The organism is Kitasatospora sp. NPDC001119, from assembly GCF_053598475.1.
Genome location: NZ_JBSFKI010000005.1, coordinates 303,530 through 319,641 on the forward strand (window position 1 = coordinate 303,530; position 16,112 = coordinate 319,641).

Below are 16,112 nucleotides of genomic sequence, written 5' to 3' on the forward strand. Positions count from 1 at the left end.
CCCCGCCCTCCTGGGAGGGGCCCGGCCTCTACGCACTCCCCGGGCAGGGCGGCGCGCTGCCGGGGCAGGGCGACGGCGGCCATGACCGCCTCGCCCAGGAGCGCCGGCTGCCCTCGCGCAGCGGCTCCTTCGCGGGCGGCACCGGCGCCTGGCTGGACCGGCTCGGCGGGCTGCGCAACTTCGTCCGCCAGGAGCTCGTCGCCCGCCAGCTCGCCGAACAGCTGGCCGGCCGCAGCGGGCAGCGCGTCCTCGACATCGGCTGCGGCCAGGGCACCCAGGCCCTGCGGCTGGCCCGGGCCGGCCACTACGTCACCGGGATCGACTCGGACCCGGTCGCGCTCGGTGTCGCCCAGGGGGCGCTCGCCGAGGAGCCGCCGGAGGTCCGCGGCCGGATGCAGCTGCTCAGCGGCGACGGCCACCAGTGCGGGCGCTGGTTCGGCCCGCGCAGCTTCGACGTGGTGCTCTGCCACGGCGTCCTGATGTACCTGCCCGACCCTGACCCGATGATCGCCTCGCTGGCCCGGCTGCTGGCGCCCGGGGGGCTGCTCTCGCTGCTGGTCCGCAACCGCGACGCGCTCGCCCTGCGGCCGGCCGCCGCCGGGGACTGGCGGGCCGCCCTGCACGCCTTCGAGAGCGACCGGTACTACAACCGGCTCGGACTGGCCGCACGGGCCGACCGGCTCGCCGACCTCACCGTCACCCTCTCCGAGGTGTCCGTCCCGCTGCGGCACTGGTACGGCGTGCGGGTCTTCACCGACAGCGCCCCGGACGACGCGGCCCCGCCGGTGGACGGGCGGCAGCTGGCCCAGCTCCTGGAAGCCGAGGACCGGGCCGGCCGCACCGACCCGTACCGGCAGGTCGCCGCGCTCCTGCACGTGATCGGGGCGAAGTAGCCGCGCCGCGGCCGCTCCACCCCGTCCGCGCTACTCCTCGCCCAGGCTCATCGAGTAGACGACCCGGTCGTCCTCCAGCAGCACCGCGGTGTCCACACCGTCCTCCGCGAGCTGCTTCCAGGTCTCCCCGATCCAGGTCTCGGCGTCCCCCTGGCCGGCGAACTCCTCCTGGCCGGCGCCCGGCGTCACCGCGCTGCCGTCCGCCTTCTCGTACCGCCACGTCCAGACCATGCCGGCTCCTCCCACTGACCACGCTGCCTGTGTTGCTGCGCACCATAGCCTGCCCGGCCCGATCTTCCGTATGCCTGCTCCGGCAGGATGGACGGCATGGCGACCCGATCCGAGCCCACCCGTCCCCCGCTGCCCCGCACCCTGCTGCTCGGCGGCGCCCGCTCCGGCAAGTCCACCCGCGCCGAGCAGCTGCTCGCCGACCGTCCGGACGTCCTGTACGTGGCCACCGGCGGCACCCGCGACGGCGACGCCGAGTGGGCCCAGCGGGTCGCGCTGCACCGGGAGCGCCGGCCGGCGAGCTGGCGCACCGCCGAGACCTGCGACCTGGAGGCCGTGCTGGCCGACCCGGCCGACCCGGCACCGGTGCTGGTCGACTGCCTCGCCCTGTGGCTGACCGCCGTGATGGACGAGTGCGGCGCCTGGGACGACGAGGTCTGGGCGGCCGGCGGCGAGGCCGCCGTGCAGCGCCGCTGCGAGGCGCTGGCGCGGGCCTGGGCGGCCACCGGACGGACCGCCGTCGCGGTGAGCAACGAGGTCGGCATGGGCGTCGTCCCGGCCACCGCCGCGGGCCGCCGCTTCCGCGACACCCTGGGCCGGCTCAACATGGCCGTGGCGGACGCCTCCGAGCGGGTCCTGCTGGTGGTGGCCGGTCAGGTGCTGACCGTCAAGCCAGCCGTTGGCTGAACACCCGCGCCGTGTAGCCTTCCGGACGATGGACACGACCGTGGATCTCGATACGTTCTCCTCGCTCGTCGAGCGCCCCGACGAGAGCGCCCGGCGGGCCGCCGAGGAGCGCTGGCAGGCGGCCGACCGGCCGCGCGGCGGGCTCGGCCGGCTCGAGGAGCTGGGCAGCTGGCTGGCCTCCGTACAGGGGCGCTCGCCGGTGCTGCCCGTCTCCGCCCCCAAGGTGCTGCTGTTCGCCGCCGACCACGGCGTGGCGGCGCTCGGGGTCTCCCGGATGCCCGCCCGGGGCGGCACCGCGGCCCGGGTGCGGGCCGTGCTCGACGGCAGCGCGCCGGTGTCCCGGCTGGCCGCGCGCTACGGCGCCCAGGTGCGGGTCGTCGACGTCGCCGTGGACGCCGACCCGACCGACTTCCCGGACGAGGTGGTCGCCCACCGGATCCGGCGCGGCTCCGGGCGGATCGACGTCGAGGACGCGCTCACCGCCCAGGAGACCGTCCGGGCGTTCCGGGCCGGCATGGCCGTCGCCGACGAGGAGGCCGACGCCGGCACCGACCTGGTGCTGCTCGGCGACCTCGGGGTCGGCGCCACCACGGTGGCCGGCGTGCTGGTCGGCGCGCTCTGCGGGACCGACGCGGCGGCGGTGACCGGGCGCGGCTCCGGGATCGACGACCGGGTGTGGATGGTCAAGTGCGCCACCATCCGGGACTCGCTGCGGCGGGCCCGGCCGGTGCTCGGCGACCAGCTGGCCCTGCTCGGCGCCACCGGCGGCGCCGACTTCGCCGCGATCACCGGCTTCCTGCTCCAGGCGGCCGTCCGACGGCTGCCGGTGGTGCTGGACGGCGTGGTCTCGGCGGCCTGCGCGCTGGTCGCGCAGCGGATCGCCTTCCGGGCGCCGGAGTGGTGGCGCGCCGGGCAGTCCAGCGGCGAGCCGGCCCAGGCGAAGGCGTACGACCGGCTGACCCTGACGCCGCTGCAGGACCAGGGCATCACCATGGGCGAGGGCGTCGGCGCGCTGCTGGCGCTGCCGCTGCTCCAGGCCGCGGGGGACGTGCTCGCGGACGAGGCCCCGAAGCCCTTCGTGCCGGCGGCGCCGGGCGCGCCGAAGGAGCAGCCGAGGCTGCCCTCGGCGGCGGACCTGCTGCGGAAGCTGTAACGGCGGCCCCGGCCGTCCGGAGAACGCCCCTTCGCCGGGGCGTTCTTGCTTTCCCGCCCTCTCCTACTGTCCTGCTGTCTGACTGTCCTGCTGTCTGACCTTCGAGAGGAACACGCACATGACGGACCGCGGCGACCGGGCCGGCTGGGCCGAGGGCCTGCGGTTCGGGTTCGGGACGCTGTCCGTGCTGCGGGTGCGGGTGGAGCGCTGGGACCGGGCCGCGGCGGCCCGGGCGATGGTGGCGGCCCCGGTGGTCGGGCTGGTGCTGGGCACCCTGGCGGCCGTGGTCGGCGCCCTGGTGGCCTGGCGGGCGGGCGGGCCGCTCGGCGCGGTGGCCGCGGTGGGGGTGCTCGCCGGGCTGACCCGGGGTCTGCACCTGGACGGCCTGGCGGACGTCGCCGACGGGCTGGGCAGCGGGAAGCCGGCCGAGGACGCGCTGCGCATCATGAAGCAGTCCGACATCGGTCCGTTCGGCGTCCTGACCCTGGTCCTCGTCCTGCTCGCCCAGGTGGCCGCGCTGGCCGGACAGTTCGGCCACTCCCCGCTGCGCGGCGCGCTCGCGGTGCTCGCCTCGGCGACGGCCGCCCGCTGCGCGCTCGCCTGGGGCTGTCTGCGCTCGGTGCCGGCCGCCCGGCCGGGCGGGCTCGGGGCGATGGTCGCGGGCACCGTGCCGCCCGCCGGGGCCGCCGCCGCGACGGCCGCCGCCGCGCTCGCCCTGGCCGCGGCCGGACTGCTCGACGGATGGTCAGTTCTCCGCCTCCCGCTGGCCGTTGCGGTCGGCACGGGCTGCTCCTGGCTGCTGCTCCGGCGGTGCGTGCGCAGGTTCGGCGGGATCACCGGGGACGTGCTCGGCGCGATGGCCGAAACCGCCGCGACCGCCTCGCTGTTCGCCCTGGCGTTGCTCGGCTGACACCGGGCGGCGCGTGATCCCACCATGCGGACTACCATGCGTGGAGCACCGCAGCCCTGCACCGTGGCAGGTCCTGCCCGCCCGGCGCGTACCGAGGAGCCGGGGCCTCTGGTGTACGCGGCCACCCCGGCGGACGCGCGCAGCCAGGGGGCCCGGACCCGGAGGCCCGCCGGCGGACGGCCTGCGACGGCGCGGGCTGCGCCGGTGCGGCAGCCTCGCCGTGGCCGGCCGTGGACCGCGAAAGAACAGGACGCATTACGTGACTGCATTGTCTGTGAGCACCTCCTCCGCCGCCTCGCTGCGCGCGGACGCCCTGGTGGTCGGTGTCGCGAAGGGCCCGAAGGGCATCGTGCTGGCCCCCGGTGCCGAGGCCGTGAACGAGGCGTTCGAGGGCAAGCTGACCGAGGTCCTCAGCACCCTGGGCGCGACCGGCGCCGAGGGCGAGGCCGTCAAGGTCCCCTCCCCCGCCGGCCTGAAGGCCGCGCTCGTGCTCGCGGTCGGCCTGGGCGAGGCCGCCGAGGACGGTTACGCGCTGGAGACGCTGCGCCGCGCCGCCGGTGTCGCCGCCCGCACCCTGGCCGGCGCCAAGAAGGCCGCACTGGCCCTGCCGGCCGAGTCCGCGGCGGACATCGAGGCGGTCGCGCTGGGCGGCCTGCTCGGCTCGTACGCCTTCGGCACCTACAAGGGCGACGGCAACGGCAAGGAGCCGGTCGGCGAGCTGGTCGTGCTGGCCGCCCGCAAGGGCAGCAAGGACGCCAAGGCCGCCGTGGAGCGCGCCACCGCGATCGGCGAGGAGATGAACCGGGCCCGCGACCTGGTCAACACCGCGCCGAACGACCTGAACCCGAAGAGCTTCGCCGCGCTCGCCCAGGCGGCCGGCAAGGAGCACGGCCTCAAGGTCGAGGTGCTGGACGAGAAGGCGCTGACCAAGGGCGGCTTCGGCGGCCTGATCGGCGTCGGCATCGGCTCGGCGAACCCGCCCCGCCTGGTGAAGGTGGCCTACACCCACCCGAAGGCCAAGGCCACCCTGGCGTTCGTCGGCAAGGGCATCACCTACGACTCGGGCGGCATCTCGCTGAAGCCGGCCGGCCACAACGAGACCATGAAGTGCGACATGGCCGGCGCCGCCGCCGTGTTCGCCGCCGTGGTGGCCGCCAAGCGCCTGGGCCTGGCCGTCAACGTGACCGGCTGGCTGGCGCTGGCCGAGAACATGCCGTCCGGTTCCGCCACCCGCCCCGGCGACGTGCTGCGGATGTACGGCGGCAAGACCGTCGAGGTGCTGAACACCGACGCCGAGGGCCGCCTGGTGCTGGCCGACGCGATCGTGCGGGCCGGCGAGGAGAACCCGGACGTCATCGTCGACGTGGCCACCCTGACCGGCGCCATGGTGCTGGCCCTGGGCAACCGCACCTTCGGTGTGATGTCGAACAACGACGAGCTGCGCGACGGCCTGCACGCCCTGGCCGGCGAGGTGGGCGAGCAGTCCTGGCCGATGCCGCTGCCGGCCGACCTGCGCAAGGGCATGACCGAGTCGACCATCGCCGACCTGGCCAACATGGGCGAGCGGATGGGCGGCGGCCTGGTGGCCGGCCTGTTCCTGAAGGAGTTCGTGGCCGAGGGCACCGACTGGGCGCACCTGGACATCGCCGGTCCGGCGTTCCACGAGAGCGCGCCGTACGGCTACACCCCGAAGGGCGGCACCGCGAGCGCGGTGCGCACCCTGGTCCGCTTCGCCGAGCAGCGGGCGAACGGCAAGGCCTGACCCGGACACCCCTGACCCGGGGCGTCCCCCGGTCCAGGACCCGCTGCGACGGGGCCCGGCGCGTGTGCGCCGGGCCCCGTCGGCGTTCCGGCCCGGTTACCCGCGAGTAGGCCGGAGCGCCGCGACGCACGCCTGTTCGCTGCGGGCGAAACTTTGTTCCACAGTGCGGAAGAAGCCGTGGCGGGTGGCGCGGAAGACGCCCGTCCGGCGGCTGTCAACACCGCTCTGAGCTGCGATGATGCCCTTCCGTCGGGGGCGTTCCCGCCCCGGTGACCACTCCGCGGGACACCCCTGGGGCGGACCCGGACATCAGCCACCGTGAACAAGTGCGAAGATGTATTTCCGGCACGACTGGGCGCCCCACAAAGGCTTCCGACCCACCGGACCGCGACCGGCCCGGCGACCCACCCCATGCATGGAGGACGTGACGTGGCGAACGACGCCAGCACCGTTTTCGACGTAGTCATTCTCGGAGGCGGAAGCGGCGGTTACGCCGCGGCGCTCCGCGCCGCTCAGCTGGGCCTGAGTGTTGCCCTGGTCGAGAAGGGTGAGCTGGGCGGCACCTGCCTGCACCGCGGCTGCATCCCGACCAAGGCGCTGCTGCACGCCGCGGAGATCGCGGACGAGACGAAGGAGGCCGCCGAGTTCGGCGTCCTGGCCACCTTCCAGGGCATCGACATCAACGGCGTCCACAAGTACAAGGACGACGTGATCGCCGGCCTGTACAAGGGCCTCCAGGGCCTGGTGGCCTCCCGCAAGGTCACCTTCATCCAGGGCGAGGGCAAGCTCTCCTCGCAGACCTCGGTGGACGTCAACGGCCAGCGCATCGAAGGCCGCCACATCGTCCTGGCCACCGGCTCCGTGCCGCGCTCGATCCCGGGCCTGGAGATCGACGGCAACCGCGTGATCTCCTCGGACCACGCCCTCAAGCTCGACCGCATCCCGAAGTCGGTCGTCATCCTCGGCGGCGGCGTGATCGGCGTCGAGTTCGCCTCGGTCTGGAAGTCCTTCGGCGTCGAGGTCACCATCGTCGAGGCGCTGCCGCACCTCGTTCCGCTGGAGGACGAGAACTCCTCCAAGCTGCTGGAGCGCGCGTTCCGCAAGCGCGGCATCAAGTTCGAGCTGAAGGCCCGCTTCTCGGGCGTGGAGTACACCGAGACCGGTGTCCGCGTCTCCACCGAGAACGGCAAGCAGATCGACGCCGACCTGCTGCTCGTCGCCATCGGCCGCGGCCCCGTCTCGGCCGGCCTCGGCTACGAGGAGAACGGCGTCGCGATGGACCGCGGCTACGTCCTCGTCGACGAGTACATGCGCACCAACGTGCCCACCATCTCCGCCGTCGGCGACCTCGCCCCGACCCTCCAGCTGGCCCACGTCGGCTTCGCCGAGGGCATCCTGGTCGCCGAGCGCCTGGCCGGCCTCAAGCCGGTGCCGATCGACTACGACGGCGTTCCGCGGGTGACCTACTCCAACCCCGAGGTGGCCTCCGTCGGCATCTCCGAGGCCAAGGCCGTCGAGCTGTACGGCAAGGACAAGGTCGTCACCCTGAAGTACAACCTGGCCGGCAACGGCAAGAGCAAGATCCTGAAGACCGCCGGCGAGATCAAGCTCGTCCAGGTCAAGGACGGCGCCGTGGTCGGCGTCCACATGGTCGGCGCCCGCATGGGCGAGCAGGTCGGTGAAGCCCAGCTGATCTACAACTGGGAGGCGCTCCCGGCCGAGGTCGCGCAGCTCATCCACGCGCACCCGACCCAGTCCGAGGCCCTGGGCGAGGCGCACCTGGCGCTGGCCGGCAAGCCGCTGCACGCGCACGACTGATCACGCCCCACCCCCTTTCCCGGTACTTCCCGTACGCAAGTACTTCCCGTACGCAAGACTTGATAGGAGTCGCTGAAACCATGGCGGTCTCAGTAACACTGCCCGCGCTGGGCGAGAGCGTTTCCGAGGGCACCGTCACCCGCTGGCTGAAGGCCGAGGGTGAGCGTGTCGAGGTCGACGAGCCGCTGCTGGAGGTGTCGACCGACAAGGTCGACACCGAGATCCCGGCCCCGGCCTCCGGCATCCTGGCCTCGATCAAGGTCGCCGAGGACGAGACCGTCGAGGTGGGCGCCGAGCTGGCGATCATCGACGACGGCTCGGGCGCCCCGGTCGCCGCCGCGGCCCCGGTCGTCGAGGCCGCGCCGGCCCCGGTCGCCGCCCCCGCTCCGGTCGCTGCCCCGGCTCCGGTCGCCGCTCCGGCCCCCGTTGCCGCCCCGGCCCCGGCCGCCGCTCCGGCCGCCGACGCCACCCCGGTGCTGCTGCCCGCGCTGGGCGAGTCGGTCACCGAGGGCACCGTCACCCGCTGGCTGAAGGCCGAGGGCGACACCGTCGAGGTCGACGAGCCGCTGCTGGAGGTGTCGACCGACAAGGTCGACACCGAGATCCCGTCGCCGGTCGCCGGCACCGTGGTGAAGATCCTGGTCGCCGAGGACGAGACCGCCGAGGTCGGCGCCCAGCTCGCGCTGATCGGTGCCGCCGGTGCCGTCGCCGCCGCCCCGGCCCCGGTCGCCGCTCCGGCCCCGGTCGCCGCTCCGGCCCCGGCCCCGGTTGCCGCTCCGGCTCCCGTTGCCGCCCCGGCTCCGGTCGCTGCCCCGGCCCCCGTCGCTCCGGCCGCTCCGGTCGCCGCCCCGGCTCCGGTTGCCGCCCCCGCCCCGGTTGCCGCTCCGGCCCCCGTCGCCGCCCCGGCTCCGGTCGCCCCGGCCGCCCCGGTGGCCGACAGCGGTGACGCCTACGTCACCCCGCTGGTGCGCAAGCTCGCCGCCGAGCACGGCGTCGCGCTGTCCTCCGTCGCCGGCACCGGCGTCGGCGGCCGCATCCGCAAGCAGGACGTCATCGCCGCCGCGGAGGCCGCCAAGGCCGCTCCGGCCCCGGTCGCCGCTGCCGCCCCGGCCGCCGCGCCGAAGGCCGCCGCCACGCCGTCCGCCCTGCGCGGTCAGACCGTCAAGATGACCCGCATGCGCAAGGTCATCGGCGACAACATGCTGAAGGCGCTGCACGAGCAGGCCCAGCTGACCAGCGTGGTCGAGGTGGACGTCACCAAGATCATGTCGCTGCGCGCCAAGGCGAAGGAGGGCTTCCTGGCCCGCGAGGGCGTCAAGCTCTCCCCGATGCCGTTCTTCGTCAAGGCCGCCGCCCAGGCGCTGAAGGTCCACGCGGTCGTCAACGCCCGGATCAACGACGCCGAGGGCACGGTCACCTACTTCGACACCGAGAACATCGGTATCGCGGTGGACTCCGAGAAGGGCCTGATGACCCCGGTCATCAAGGGCGCGGGCGACCTCAACATCGCCGGCATCTCGAAGAAGACCGCCGAGCTGGCCAGCAAGGTCCGCGACAGCAAGATCACCCCGGACGAGCTGTCCGGCGCCACCTTCACCATCAGCAACACCGGCTCGCGCGGTGCGCTGTTCGACACCGTGATCGTGCCGCCGAACCAGGTCGCCATCCTGGGCATCGGCGCCACCGTCAAGCGCCCGGTCGTCATCGAGGCCGACGGCGGCACTGCCATCGGCATCCGCGACATGACCTACCTGTCGCTCTCCTACGACCACCGCCTGGTGGACGGCGCCGACGCCGCCCGCTACCTGGTCGCGGTCAAGGAGATCCTGGAGGCCGGCGAGTTCGAGGTCGAGCTCGGCCTCTGACCCCACCAGGTCCCCGCGGCACCCCGCGTACGGAACCCCGCGTCGTCCCCGGACGGCGCGGGGTTCCGCCGTTCCCGGCCCCCGGGCGCACCGGGTTCCGGGACCCCGGGCACACCGGGCACGGGCCCGTGTCGAGTCGTGGCATGCGCGGAGGCGGCCGAACGGGGATGCTTGAGCGGTGATGGACGAGACGGACTTCTGGCAGATCATCGACGACACCCGGGACGCCGCCGACGGCGACCCCGACGAACAGGCCGACCTCCTGGTGGAACGGCTCCTCCAGCTGACCCCGGACGACGTGATCGACTTCGCCCGGCTGTTCCAGGCGCGGTTCCGGCGCGCCTACCGCAACGACCTGTGGGGCGCGGCCTACCTGCTGCTCGACGGCGCCTCGGACGACTCCTTCGACTACTTCCGCTTCTGGCTGATCGGCCAGGGCCGCGAGGTCTTCGAGGGCGGACTGGCCGAACCGGACGACCTGGCGGACCTGCTGCCGGAGTTCGACGAGGAGGAGGACGGCGACGCCGAGGACCTCGGCTACGCCGCCGACGAGGCGTACGAGCGGCTGACCGGGCTGCCGCTGCCCGAGGTGGGCGGGCGGCAGGCCGAGCAGCCGTCCGGGCCGGCGCTGGACTTCGACGACCCGGACGTGATGGCCAAGCGCTACCCCAAGCTCTGGGAGCGGTACGGGGATTAGGGCGTACCGGACGGGCCGGCGGACCGGCCCTCGCGGTTTCGTCAGGTGCTGCTGCCGGAGGAGCTGTCCTGCTGGATGCCGTTGAGGATCTGGTCCAGCGCCGAGAAGTCCGGCGCGGCCGGGCTGTCGTCCACGCCGCCCTCCATGACCACGTAGCCGCCGCCCTTGGCCGGGAGGGCGGCCAGCAGGACGTAGCCCTGGGTGCCGTCCGTGGTGCGGATGTGCCAGCGGGTGGCGTAGCCGAGCACCCCGGCCACCCTGACGTACCCGGATCCCGCGTCGGTGTGCGAGCTGACCCCGGAGAAGATCTGCCCGGCGTAGACGGGGATCTGGGCGTCGGCGGCCGCCTTGGGGGTGGTGCCCTGGACGGTGTCCTTCTCGACCGAGAACTGGCCGCGGATGCAGGAGCTGCCGTCCGGGCAGCTGTAGCGGCCGGTGCCGAGGTAGACCGTCGAGTGCGGCGGGTTGGTGGACACGTCCCAGCCGTCGAAGACCGGCACGGTGATCGCGTGCTGGGGGTCGGGGACGGTGCTCTTGACCACCGGCAGGGGCTTGGGCTTGGGGGTGGGCGTGGGCACGGTGGGGCTGGGGCTCGACGTGGGGCTGCCGCTCTGGGTCACGGTGACCGTGGGGTCCGGGGTCGGGTCCGCCCTCCGGTCGCCGCCGCCGCTGAACGCGATGCCGGCGACGATCCCGCCCACGGCCAGCACGGCGACCGCGATGCCGATGACCAGGCCGGTCTGCGGCCTGGCCTTGGCCGCCGGGGGCGGCGGGTAGCCCGGGCCCGGGTAGCCGTAGCCGGGGCCCTGGCCGGGGTAGGCGCCCTGGGCCGGGTAGCCGCCCTGGGCCTGGCCCTGGGCCTGGTAGGCGTCCTGGCCCGGGTAGCCGTGGGGCGGGAGCTGGTGGGCGTCCTGGCCCGGGTAGCCGTAGGCCGGGGCCTGGTGGGCGTCCTGGCCCGGGTAGCCGTAGGGCGCCGCGGGGCCGCCGGGGTAGCCGTAGCCGGGCCGCTGGTCGGACGGCGGCCGGGTCTGGGTGGGGGCGTCGGCGAGCCCGCCCGCGACGCCGTCCTGGAGCGGTCGGACCTCGCTGCTCCAGGCGTTGCCGTCCCACCAGCGCTCGTGACCGGGGGTGCCGTCCGCACCCGGGACCGGGTACCACCCGGGAGGCGTCGAGTTGCTCACGGGCGTACGGTACCCGGCGCGGCGGCGGTCCAGACAGCGCGGAACCGTCACGACTCGGCACCGGCCCGGAACGCCGAACATCCGCTCGCGGCAAGCCTGTTCGGATCTTCGGCGCGGGCCCGGGCGGGCTCGGCGGGGTGCCGTCCGGGGCTCAGTCGGCCAGGCGGCGGGCCATCCAGACGTCGTCCACGTACCGGCCGTCGATGAGGAACTCCTCGGCCAGCGAGCCCTCGACGACGAAGCCGCAGCTCTCGTAGAGCCGACGGGCCGGGGCGTTCCAACCGAGCACCCGCAGGGTCAGCTTGCGGGCGCCTTCGGCCCGGGCCGCCGCGCAGGCCGCCTCGACCAGCCGGCGGCCGATGCCCCGGCCGCGGACGGTGTCGTCGACGGCCAGGCCCTGGATCTGCCGGACGTGCCGGTTGCTCGCCAGCGGGGTGGCCGGGACCTGACGGACGTAGCCGACGATCCGGCCGTCCAGCACGGCCAGCAGGTACTGCTCGGCCGGGTGCCGCTCGTCGAAGACCGGGTCCTCGACGGGCGGTCGCGGGGAGACGTCGGACAGGACGGACCAGGCGGCGTGGTTGAGGACGGCGAGTTCGCGCTCGTCCTCGCTCCGCGCCGTACGGATGATCAGATCGTCGTCAGGCATGCGCGTCATGCTAACGGGACGCATGCGAAGGTGACGGGCGGTCGGGAACACCGCGGGAGCGGGCGGGAGCTGCGAGGATGGGCGCATGCGCATCGCTGTCACGGGTTCCACGGGTTTGATCGGTTCGGCGCTCGTCCGCTCCCTGTTGGCGGACGGCCACGAGGTGGTCCGGCTGGTCCGGCACCGCTCGAAGACCGGCCCCCGGCCGGACGGCAGCACGGCGATCGGCTGGAACCCGCTGCTCGGCGAGGTCGAGCGGGACGGGCTGACCGGAGTCCAGGCCGTGGTGCACCTGGCCGGCGCCGGGGTCGGCGACCGCCGCTGGACGGACTCCTACAAGCGGGAGATCCGGGAGAGCCGGGCGTACGGCACCGAGACGCTGGCCGTCGCCCTGGCCGCGCTCAAGGAGCCGCCGCAGGTCCTGGTGAGCGCCTCCGCGGTCGGCTGGTACGGACAGACCGGCGACCGGGTGATCGACGAGGACTCCCCCGCCGGGGACGACTTCCTGGCCGAGGTCTGCCGGGAGTGGGAGGACGCCGCCAGGCCGGCCGAACGGGCCGGGATCCGGGTCGTCCACCCCCGCACCGGGATGGTGCTGTCCGCGGCCGGCGGGGCGGGCGGACGGCTCTTCCCGCTGTTCAAGCTGGGCCTCGGCGGGCGGCTCGGCAACGGGCGGCAGTACTGGAGCTTCATCTCGCTGCACGACGAGGTGGCCGCGCTGCGGTTCCTGATCGACCACGACGGCCTCTCCGGCGCCTTCAACCTCACCGCGCCGAACCCGGCGACCAACGCCGAGCTGACCACCGCGCTCGGGCGGGCGCTGCGGCGGCCGACGCCGTTCCCGGTGCCGGAGGCGGTGCTCAAGGCGGTGCTGGGCGAGCTGGCGGTCGAGGTGGTCGGCAGCCACCGGGTGGTGCCGCGGCGGCTGCTGGACGCGGGCTTCCGCTTCACCCACCCGGACGTGTACTCGGCGGTGCTCGCGGCGATGTGACGGGCCGGCGTGCGTGCGGCGGTGCTCGCGGCGATGTGACCGGTGGGCGTGCGCGCGGGGGCGCGACGCCTGGGCGTGCGCGCGGCGGTGTGACGGATGGGTGTGCGCGCGGGCATGTGACGCGTGGGCGTGCGCGCGGGGCGTGCGGAGCCGTGCGTACTCCGACCGCGGCATCCACCCTGGCCAGCGGCATATGCCGGGCCCGGCCCGAGGGGGCCCGAGGAGGGGGCGCACGGGAGCACATGGTGGGCGCGTCGCACGCCCCCGGTGACCGTACGCGCCCGCCGACCCCCGAACCCGGCCGCCACGGCGCACTGTCCGTGACCGCGCCCCCGCCCGGTGCCGCACAACCCTCCCCGGCCCTCGGATCCGGCCCGATGCGCTTGTCTGATGCTCGTACTGACTGGGCATCACCCTCCACGGACCGTGTCCCGGCACCCCGCTGCCTGCGTCGGCCGGAGCCCCGGGACCAGGGAGGGAGCACCCCAGTGCCCACGTACGACTTCACCCGCCGCGCCCGCCGGCCGTCCGACCCGGACGTCGTCGTGGTCGGCGCCGGACTCGCGGGCCTGGCCGCCGCCCGCGCGCTCACCGGCCACGGCCTCGACGTCCAGGTCCTGGAGACCACCGACCGGATCGGCGGCCGGATGGCCACCCGCGAACAGGACGGATTCCGGCTCGACGACGGCAGTCACCTGCTGAACACCGCCTTCCCCGAGCTGCGCCGCACGCTCGACCTCGACCGCCTCGACCTGCGCCCGCTCGCGCCCGGCGTGCTGGTGCACAGCGCCGGCCGCCGGTACCGCGCCGGGGACCCCCAGCTCGCCGTCGCCCGGCAGGCCGCCGCCCGGGCCCCGCTCGGCAGCCCGCTGGACAAGGCCCGGCTGGCCGGCCGGCTCGGCCGGCTCGCCACCACCCCGGTCGGCCGGCTCCAGGCCCGCCCGGAGACCACCGCCGCCCGCGCACTGGCCGGCCACGGCCTCGCCCAGCGCACCGTGGACGGCTTCCTGCGCCCGCTGCTCAGCGCGCTGCTCTCCGACCCGGCCCTCGGCACCAGCAGCCGGATCGCCGACCTGGTGCTGCGCTCGTACGCGCGCGGGCGGCTCTGTCTGCCCGCCGGCGGGATCGCGGCGGTACCGGCCCAGCTGGCCGCCGCCCTGCCCGCCGGAACCGTCCGCACCCGGGTGCAGGTCACCTCGATCGCCGCGGACGGCGTCGAGACCCTCGCGCACGGGCGGATCGGCGCCCAGGCCGTCATCGTCGCCACCGACGCCCGCTCCGCCACCGGACTGCTGCCCGGGCTGCGGCTGCCGGACTTCCACCCCGTCACGACCTTCTACCACGCGGCCGACACCGCCCCGCTGGGCGAGGCCGTCCTGCTGCTCGACGGCGACCGGCCGAACGGGCACCCGCCACTGGTCTCGCACTCGCTGGTGCTCAGCGAGCTGCACCCGTCCTACGCCCCGGCCGGCCAGGCGCTGATCGCCACCACCGTGCTCGGGCGGCGCGCCTTCGACGTGGGCGGCCCGGCCGGGCTGGAGCCGGCCGTCCGGGCCCGGCTGACCGAGCTGTACGACGTCCCGACCTCGGGCTGGCAGTTCCTCGGCGTACGGCACGTCCCGGACGCGCTGCCCGCGATGCCGCCGCCGCACAACCCCCGCCGCCCGGTGCGGCTGCTGGCCGGGCTGTACGTCGCCGGGGACCACCGGGACACCAGCACCGTGCAGGGCGCGCTGGTCTCCGGGCGGCGGGCGGCGCAGGCGGTCCTGGGCGACCTCGGCGTCCCGGCGGACGCCCGGGAGGCGGAGGCGGCGGCCTGACGGCGGCACGGGTGGCCGTCGGGGCGGTCCGAGCGGCGGGGTGCCACCATCGGAGCGCATCGGGGCACCGGGACACACCAGCGGTCTGCCGGGGTGACAGACCGACGGCGTGCCAGGATGCCGGGGTGCCTGCTCTGACCGTTCATCGGATGGTTTCGACCGTTCGGCCGGTTGCGCGGTGAGCGCCGCCGCCCAGCCGCTGACCCTGATCCTGATCCCCGCCGCAGCCGTGGCCGCCCCGCTGCTCGCCGACCGGCTGCTGCGGTGGATCGCCGTCCCGACCGTCGTGTTCGAGATCGTACTCGGCGTCCTGATCGGCCCGGACGTCCTGGGCTGGGCGCACGTCGACGGCCTGGTCGACGCGCTCTCCCAGTTCGGCCTGGCCATGCTGATGTTCCTGGCCGGCTACGAGATCGACTTCGCCAAGCTGCGCGGCGGCCCGCTGAAACGGGCGGGCACCGCGTGGCTGGTCTCGGTGGCCGTCGGGCTCGGCGTGGGCGCGCTGGTCAACCGGGACCCGCTGGACGGCGCCTTCGCCGGGCTGGTGCTCACCACCACGGCGCTCGGCACCATCCTGCCGATCCTCCGCGACTCCGGTGAACTGCCCACGCCCTTCGGCTCCCTGGTGATGGCCACCGGGGCGGTCGGCGAGTTCGGGCCGATCATCGCGATCGCCGCCCTGCTCAGCGGCAACTCCCCGGCCCGCACGGCGGTCATCCTCGGGGCCTTCGCGGTGATCACCGCGCTCGCCGTGTTCGGCGCGCGCCGGCCCCGCCCGGCCTGGACCACCCGGCTGATCGAACGGACCCTGCGCACCTCCGGGCAGTTCGCGATCCGCGCGGTGATCCTGGTGCTGGCCGCCATGGTCGCCGCCGCGCTCTGGCTGGACCTCGACATGCTGCTCGGGGCCTTCGTCGCCGGGATCGTCTCCCGGCTGCTGCTGGCCGGCGTCCGGCAGGCCGAGGAGGAGGTGATCGAGGCCAAGTTGGAGGGCATCGGCTTCGGCTTCCTGGTGCCGGTGTTCTTCGTGGTCAGCGGGATGAACTTCGACCTGGACGCCCTGCTGGACGACCCGGGCACGCTGCTGCTGGTCCCGGTGTTCCTGCTGCTCTTCCTGGCCGTGCGCGGGCTGCCCGCCGCACTGCTCGCCCCGGCCGGGCTCGGCCTGCGCGACCGCGCGGCGCTCGCGCTGTACGGGGCGACGGCGCTGCCGCTGGTCGTGGTGATCACCACCATCGAGGTGGACGCCGGGCACCTGCCGTCCTCCACCGCGGCGGCGCTGGTCGGCGCCGGGATGCTGTCGGTGCTGGTGTTCCCGCTGGCGGCGCAGCGGGTGCGCGGCGGCGCGCGGCCGCCGGTGGCGGCCGACGCGGATCAGCCGAGGGTCCGGGCCGAGAGCTGGTAGGCCCGGGCCTCCGTACGCCGGGTGCGTGAGGCCCGTCCCCACGCACGCCGCCG

General features: G+C 74.9%; 13 protein-coding genes and 1 pseudogene. 11 read left to right on the top strand and 3 right to left on the bottom strand.

The features are described 5' to 3' along the window. Positions 1-152: 152 nt before the first annotated feature. Positions 153-893: a class I SAM-dependent methyltransferase gene (locus ACWDD9_RS08775; RefSeq protein ID WP_181970803.1), complete on the top strand. Its 741-nt coding sequence runs from the start codon at positions 153-155 to the stop codon at positions 891-893. Positions 894-923: 30 nt separating this feature from the next. Here the strand turns inward: ACWDD9_RS08775 and ACWDD9_RS08780 are convergent, their stop codons facing one another. Next, on the bottom strand, positions 924-1,124 hold the full coding sequence (locus tag ACWDD9_RS08780) for a hypothetical protein (protein ID WP_049651853.1): 201 nt from the start codon (positions 1,122-1,124) through the stop codon (positions 924-926). A gap of 123 nt (positions 1,125-1,247) precedes the next feature. On the opposite strand from ACWDD9_RS08780, the pseudogene cobU reads away from it, so the two are divergent. From cobU to ACWDD9_RS08815, 7 genes and pseudogenes are all read left to right on the top strand, one after another. Next, a pseudogene (cobU, locus tag ACWDD9_RS08785) lies at positions 1,248-1,808 on the top strand (bifunctional adenosylcobinamide kinase/adenosylcobinamide-phosphate guanylyltransferase); the annotation flags it as partial. A 28-nt stretch (positions 1,809-1,836) separates the two neighbouring features. Continuing rightward, positions 1,837-2,961 (top strand): nicotinate-nucleotide--dimethylbenzimidazole phosphoribosyltransferase, encoded by a 1,125-nt coding sequence (locus ACWDD9_RS08790; protein ID WP_049651854.1) that lies wholly within the window; start codon positions 1,837-1,839, stop codon positions 2,959-2,961. Positions 2,962-3,079: 118 nt separating this feature from the next. Then, on the top strand, positions 3,080-3,871 hold the full coding sequence (locus ACWDD9_RS08795) for an adenosylcobinamide-GDP ribazoletransferase (RefSeq protein ID WP_375874023.1): 792 nt from the start codon (positions 3,080-3,082) through the stop codon (positions 3,869-3,871). Between the two features lie 259 nt (positions 3,872-4,130). After that, entirely contained in the window at positions 4,131-5,633 is a 1,503-nt protein-coding gene (locus tag ACWDD9_RS08800; RefSeq protein ID WP_380737814.1) for a leucyl aminopeptidase, read from the top strand. A 411-nt stretch (positions 5,634-6,044) separates the two neighbouring features. Further along, positions 6,045-7,451 (top strand): dihydrolipoyl dehydrogenase, encoded by a 1,407-nt coding sequence (lpdA, locus tag ACWDD9_RS08805; RefSeq protein ID WP_107086631.1) that lies wholly within the window; start codon positions 6,045-6,047, stop codon positions 7,449-7,451. An 80-nt stretch (positions 7,452-7,531) separates the two neighbouring features. Continuing rightward, a complete protein-coding gene (gene sucB / locus ACWDD9_RS08810; protein ID WP_449811165.1) occupies positions 7,532-9,316 on the top strand; it encodes a 2-oxoglutarate dehydrogenase, E2 component, dihydrolipoamide succinyltransferase in 1,785 nt (594 codons plus the stop codon). Between the two features lie 181 nt (positions 9,317-9,497). Further along, positions 9,498-10,013, top strand: coding sequence for a DUF4240 domain-containing protein (locus tag ACWDD9_RS08815; protein WP_049658975.1), 516 nt, complete (start codon positions 9,498-9,500; stop codon positions 10,011-10,013). A 41-nt stretch (positions 10,014-10,054) separates the two neighbouring features. On the opposite strand, the gene ACWDD9_RS08820 is transcribed toward ACWDD9_RS08815, so the two are convergent. Both ACWDD9_RS08820 and ACWDD9_RS08825 read right to left on the bottom strand, forming a co-directional pair. Next, on the bottom strand, positions 10,055-11,194 hold the full coding sequence (locus ACWDD9_RS08820) for a DUF2510 domain-containing protein (protein WP_388043690.1): 1,140 nt from the start codon (positions 11,192-11,194) through the stop codon (positions 10,055-10,057). A 151-nt stretch (positions 11,195-11,345) separates the two neighbouring features. Beyond that, positions 11,346-11,852, bottom strand: coding sequence for a GNAT family N-acetyltransferase (locus ACWDD9_RS08825; RefSeq protein WP_049658978.1), 507 nt, complete (start codon positions 11,850-11,852; stop codon positions 11,346-11,348). A 76-nt stretch (positions 11,853-11,928) separates the two neighbouring features. Between ACWDD9_RS08825 and ACWDD9_RS08830 the strand changes: the two genes are divergently transcribed. The 3 genes from ACWDD9_RS08830 to ACWDD9_RS08840 all read left to right on the top strand — a co-directional run bounded on the left by ACWDD9_RS08830 (position 11,929) and on the right by ACWDD9_RS08840 (position 16,059). Then, on the top strand, positions 11,929-12,834 hold the full coding sequence (locus ACWDD9_RS08830; protein WP_074000879.1) for a TIGR01777 family oxidoreductase: 906 nt from the start codon (positions 11,929-11,931) through the stop codon (positions 12,832-12,834). Positions 12,835-13,322: 488 nt separating this feature from the next. Further along, positions 13,323-14,654: an FAD-dependent oxidoreductase gene (locus ACWDD9_RS08835; RefSeq protein WP_074000878.1), complete on the top strand. Its 1,332-nt coding sequence runs from the start codon at positions 13,323-13,325 to the stop codon at positions 14,652-14,654. 178 nt (positions 14,655-14,832) lie between these two features. Further along, on the top strand, positions 14,833-16,059 hold the full coding sequence (locus ACWDD9_RS08840) for a cation:proton antiporter (protein ID WP_049659880.1): 1,227 nt from the start codon (positions 14,833-14,835) through the stop codon (positions 16,057-16,059). The last annotated feature ends 53 nt before the right edge of the window (positions 16,060-16,112 follow it).

Bases quoted from the DNA above. Each gene is read 5' to 3' on its own strand.
- ACWDD9_RS08780 (WP_049651853.1), bottom strand. From the start codon at position 1,124: ATGGTCTGGACGTGGCGGTACGAGAAGGCGGACGGCAGCGCGGTGACG.
- ACWDD9_RS08790 (WP_049651854.1), top strand. From the start codon at position 1,837: ATGGACACGACCGTGGATCTCGATACGTTCTCCTCGCTCGTCGAGCGC.
- ACWDD9_RS08795 (WP_375874023.1), top strand. From the start codon at position 3,080: ATGACGGACCGCGGCGACCGGGCCGGCTGGGCCGAGGGCCTGCGGTTC.
- lpdA (WP_107086631.1), top strand. From the start codon at position 6,045: ATGCATGGAGGACGTGACGTGGCGAACGACGCCAGCACCGTTTTCGAC.
- sucB (WP_449811165.1), top strand. From the start codon at position 7,532: ATGGCGGTCTCAGTAACACTGCCCGCGCTGGGCGAGAGCGTTTCCGAG.
- ACWDD9_RS08815 (WP_049658975.1), top strand. From the start codon at position 9,498: ATGGACGAGACGGACTTCTGGCAGATCATCGACGACACCCGGGACGCC.
- ACWDD9_RS08825 (WP_049658978.1), bottom strand. From the start codon at position 11,852: ATGACGCGCATGCCTGACGACGATCTGATCATCCGTACGGCGCGGAGC.
- ACWDD9_RS08830 (WP_074000879.1), top strand. From the start codon at position 11,929: ATGCGCATCGCTGTCACGGGTTCCACGGGTTTGATCGGTTCGGCGCTC.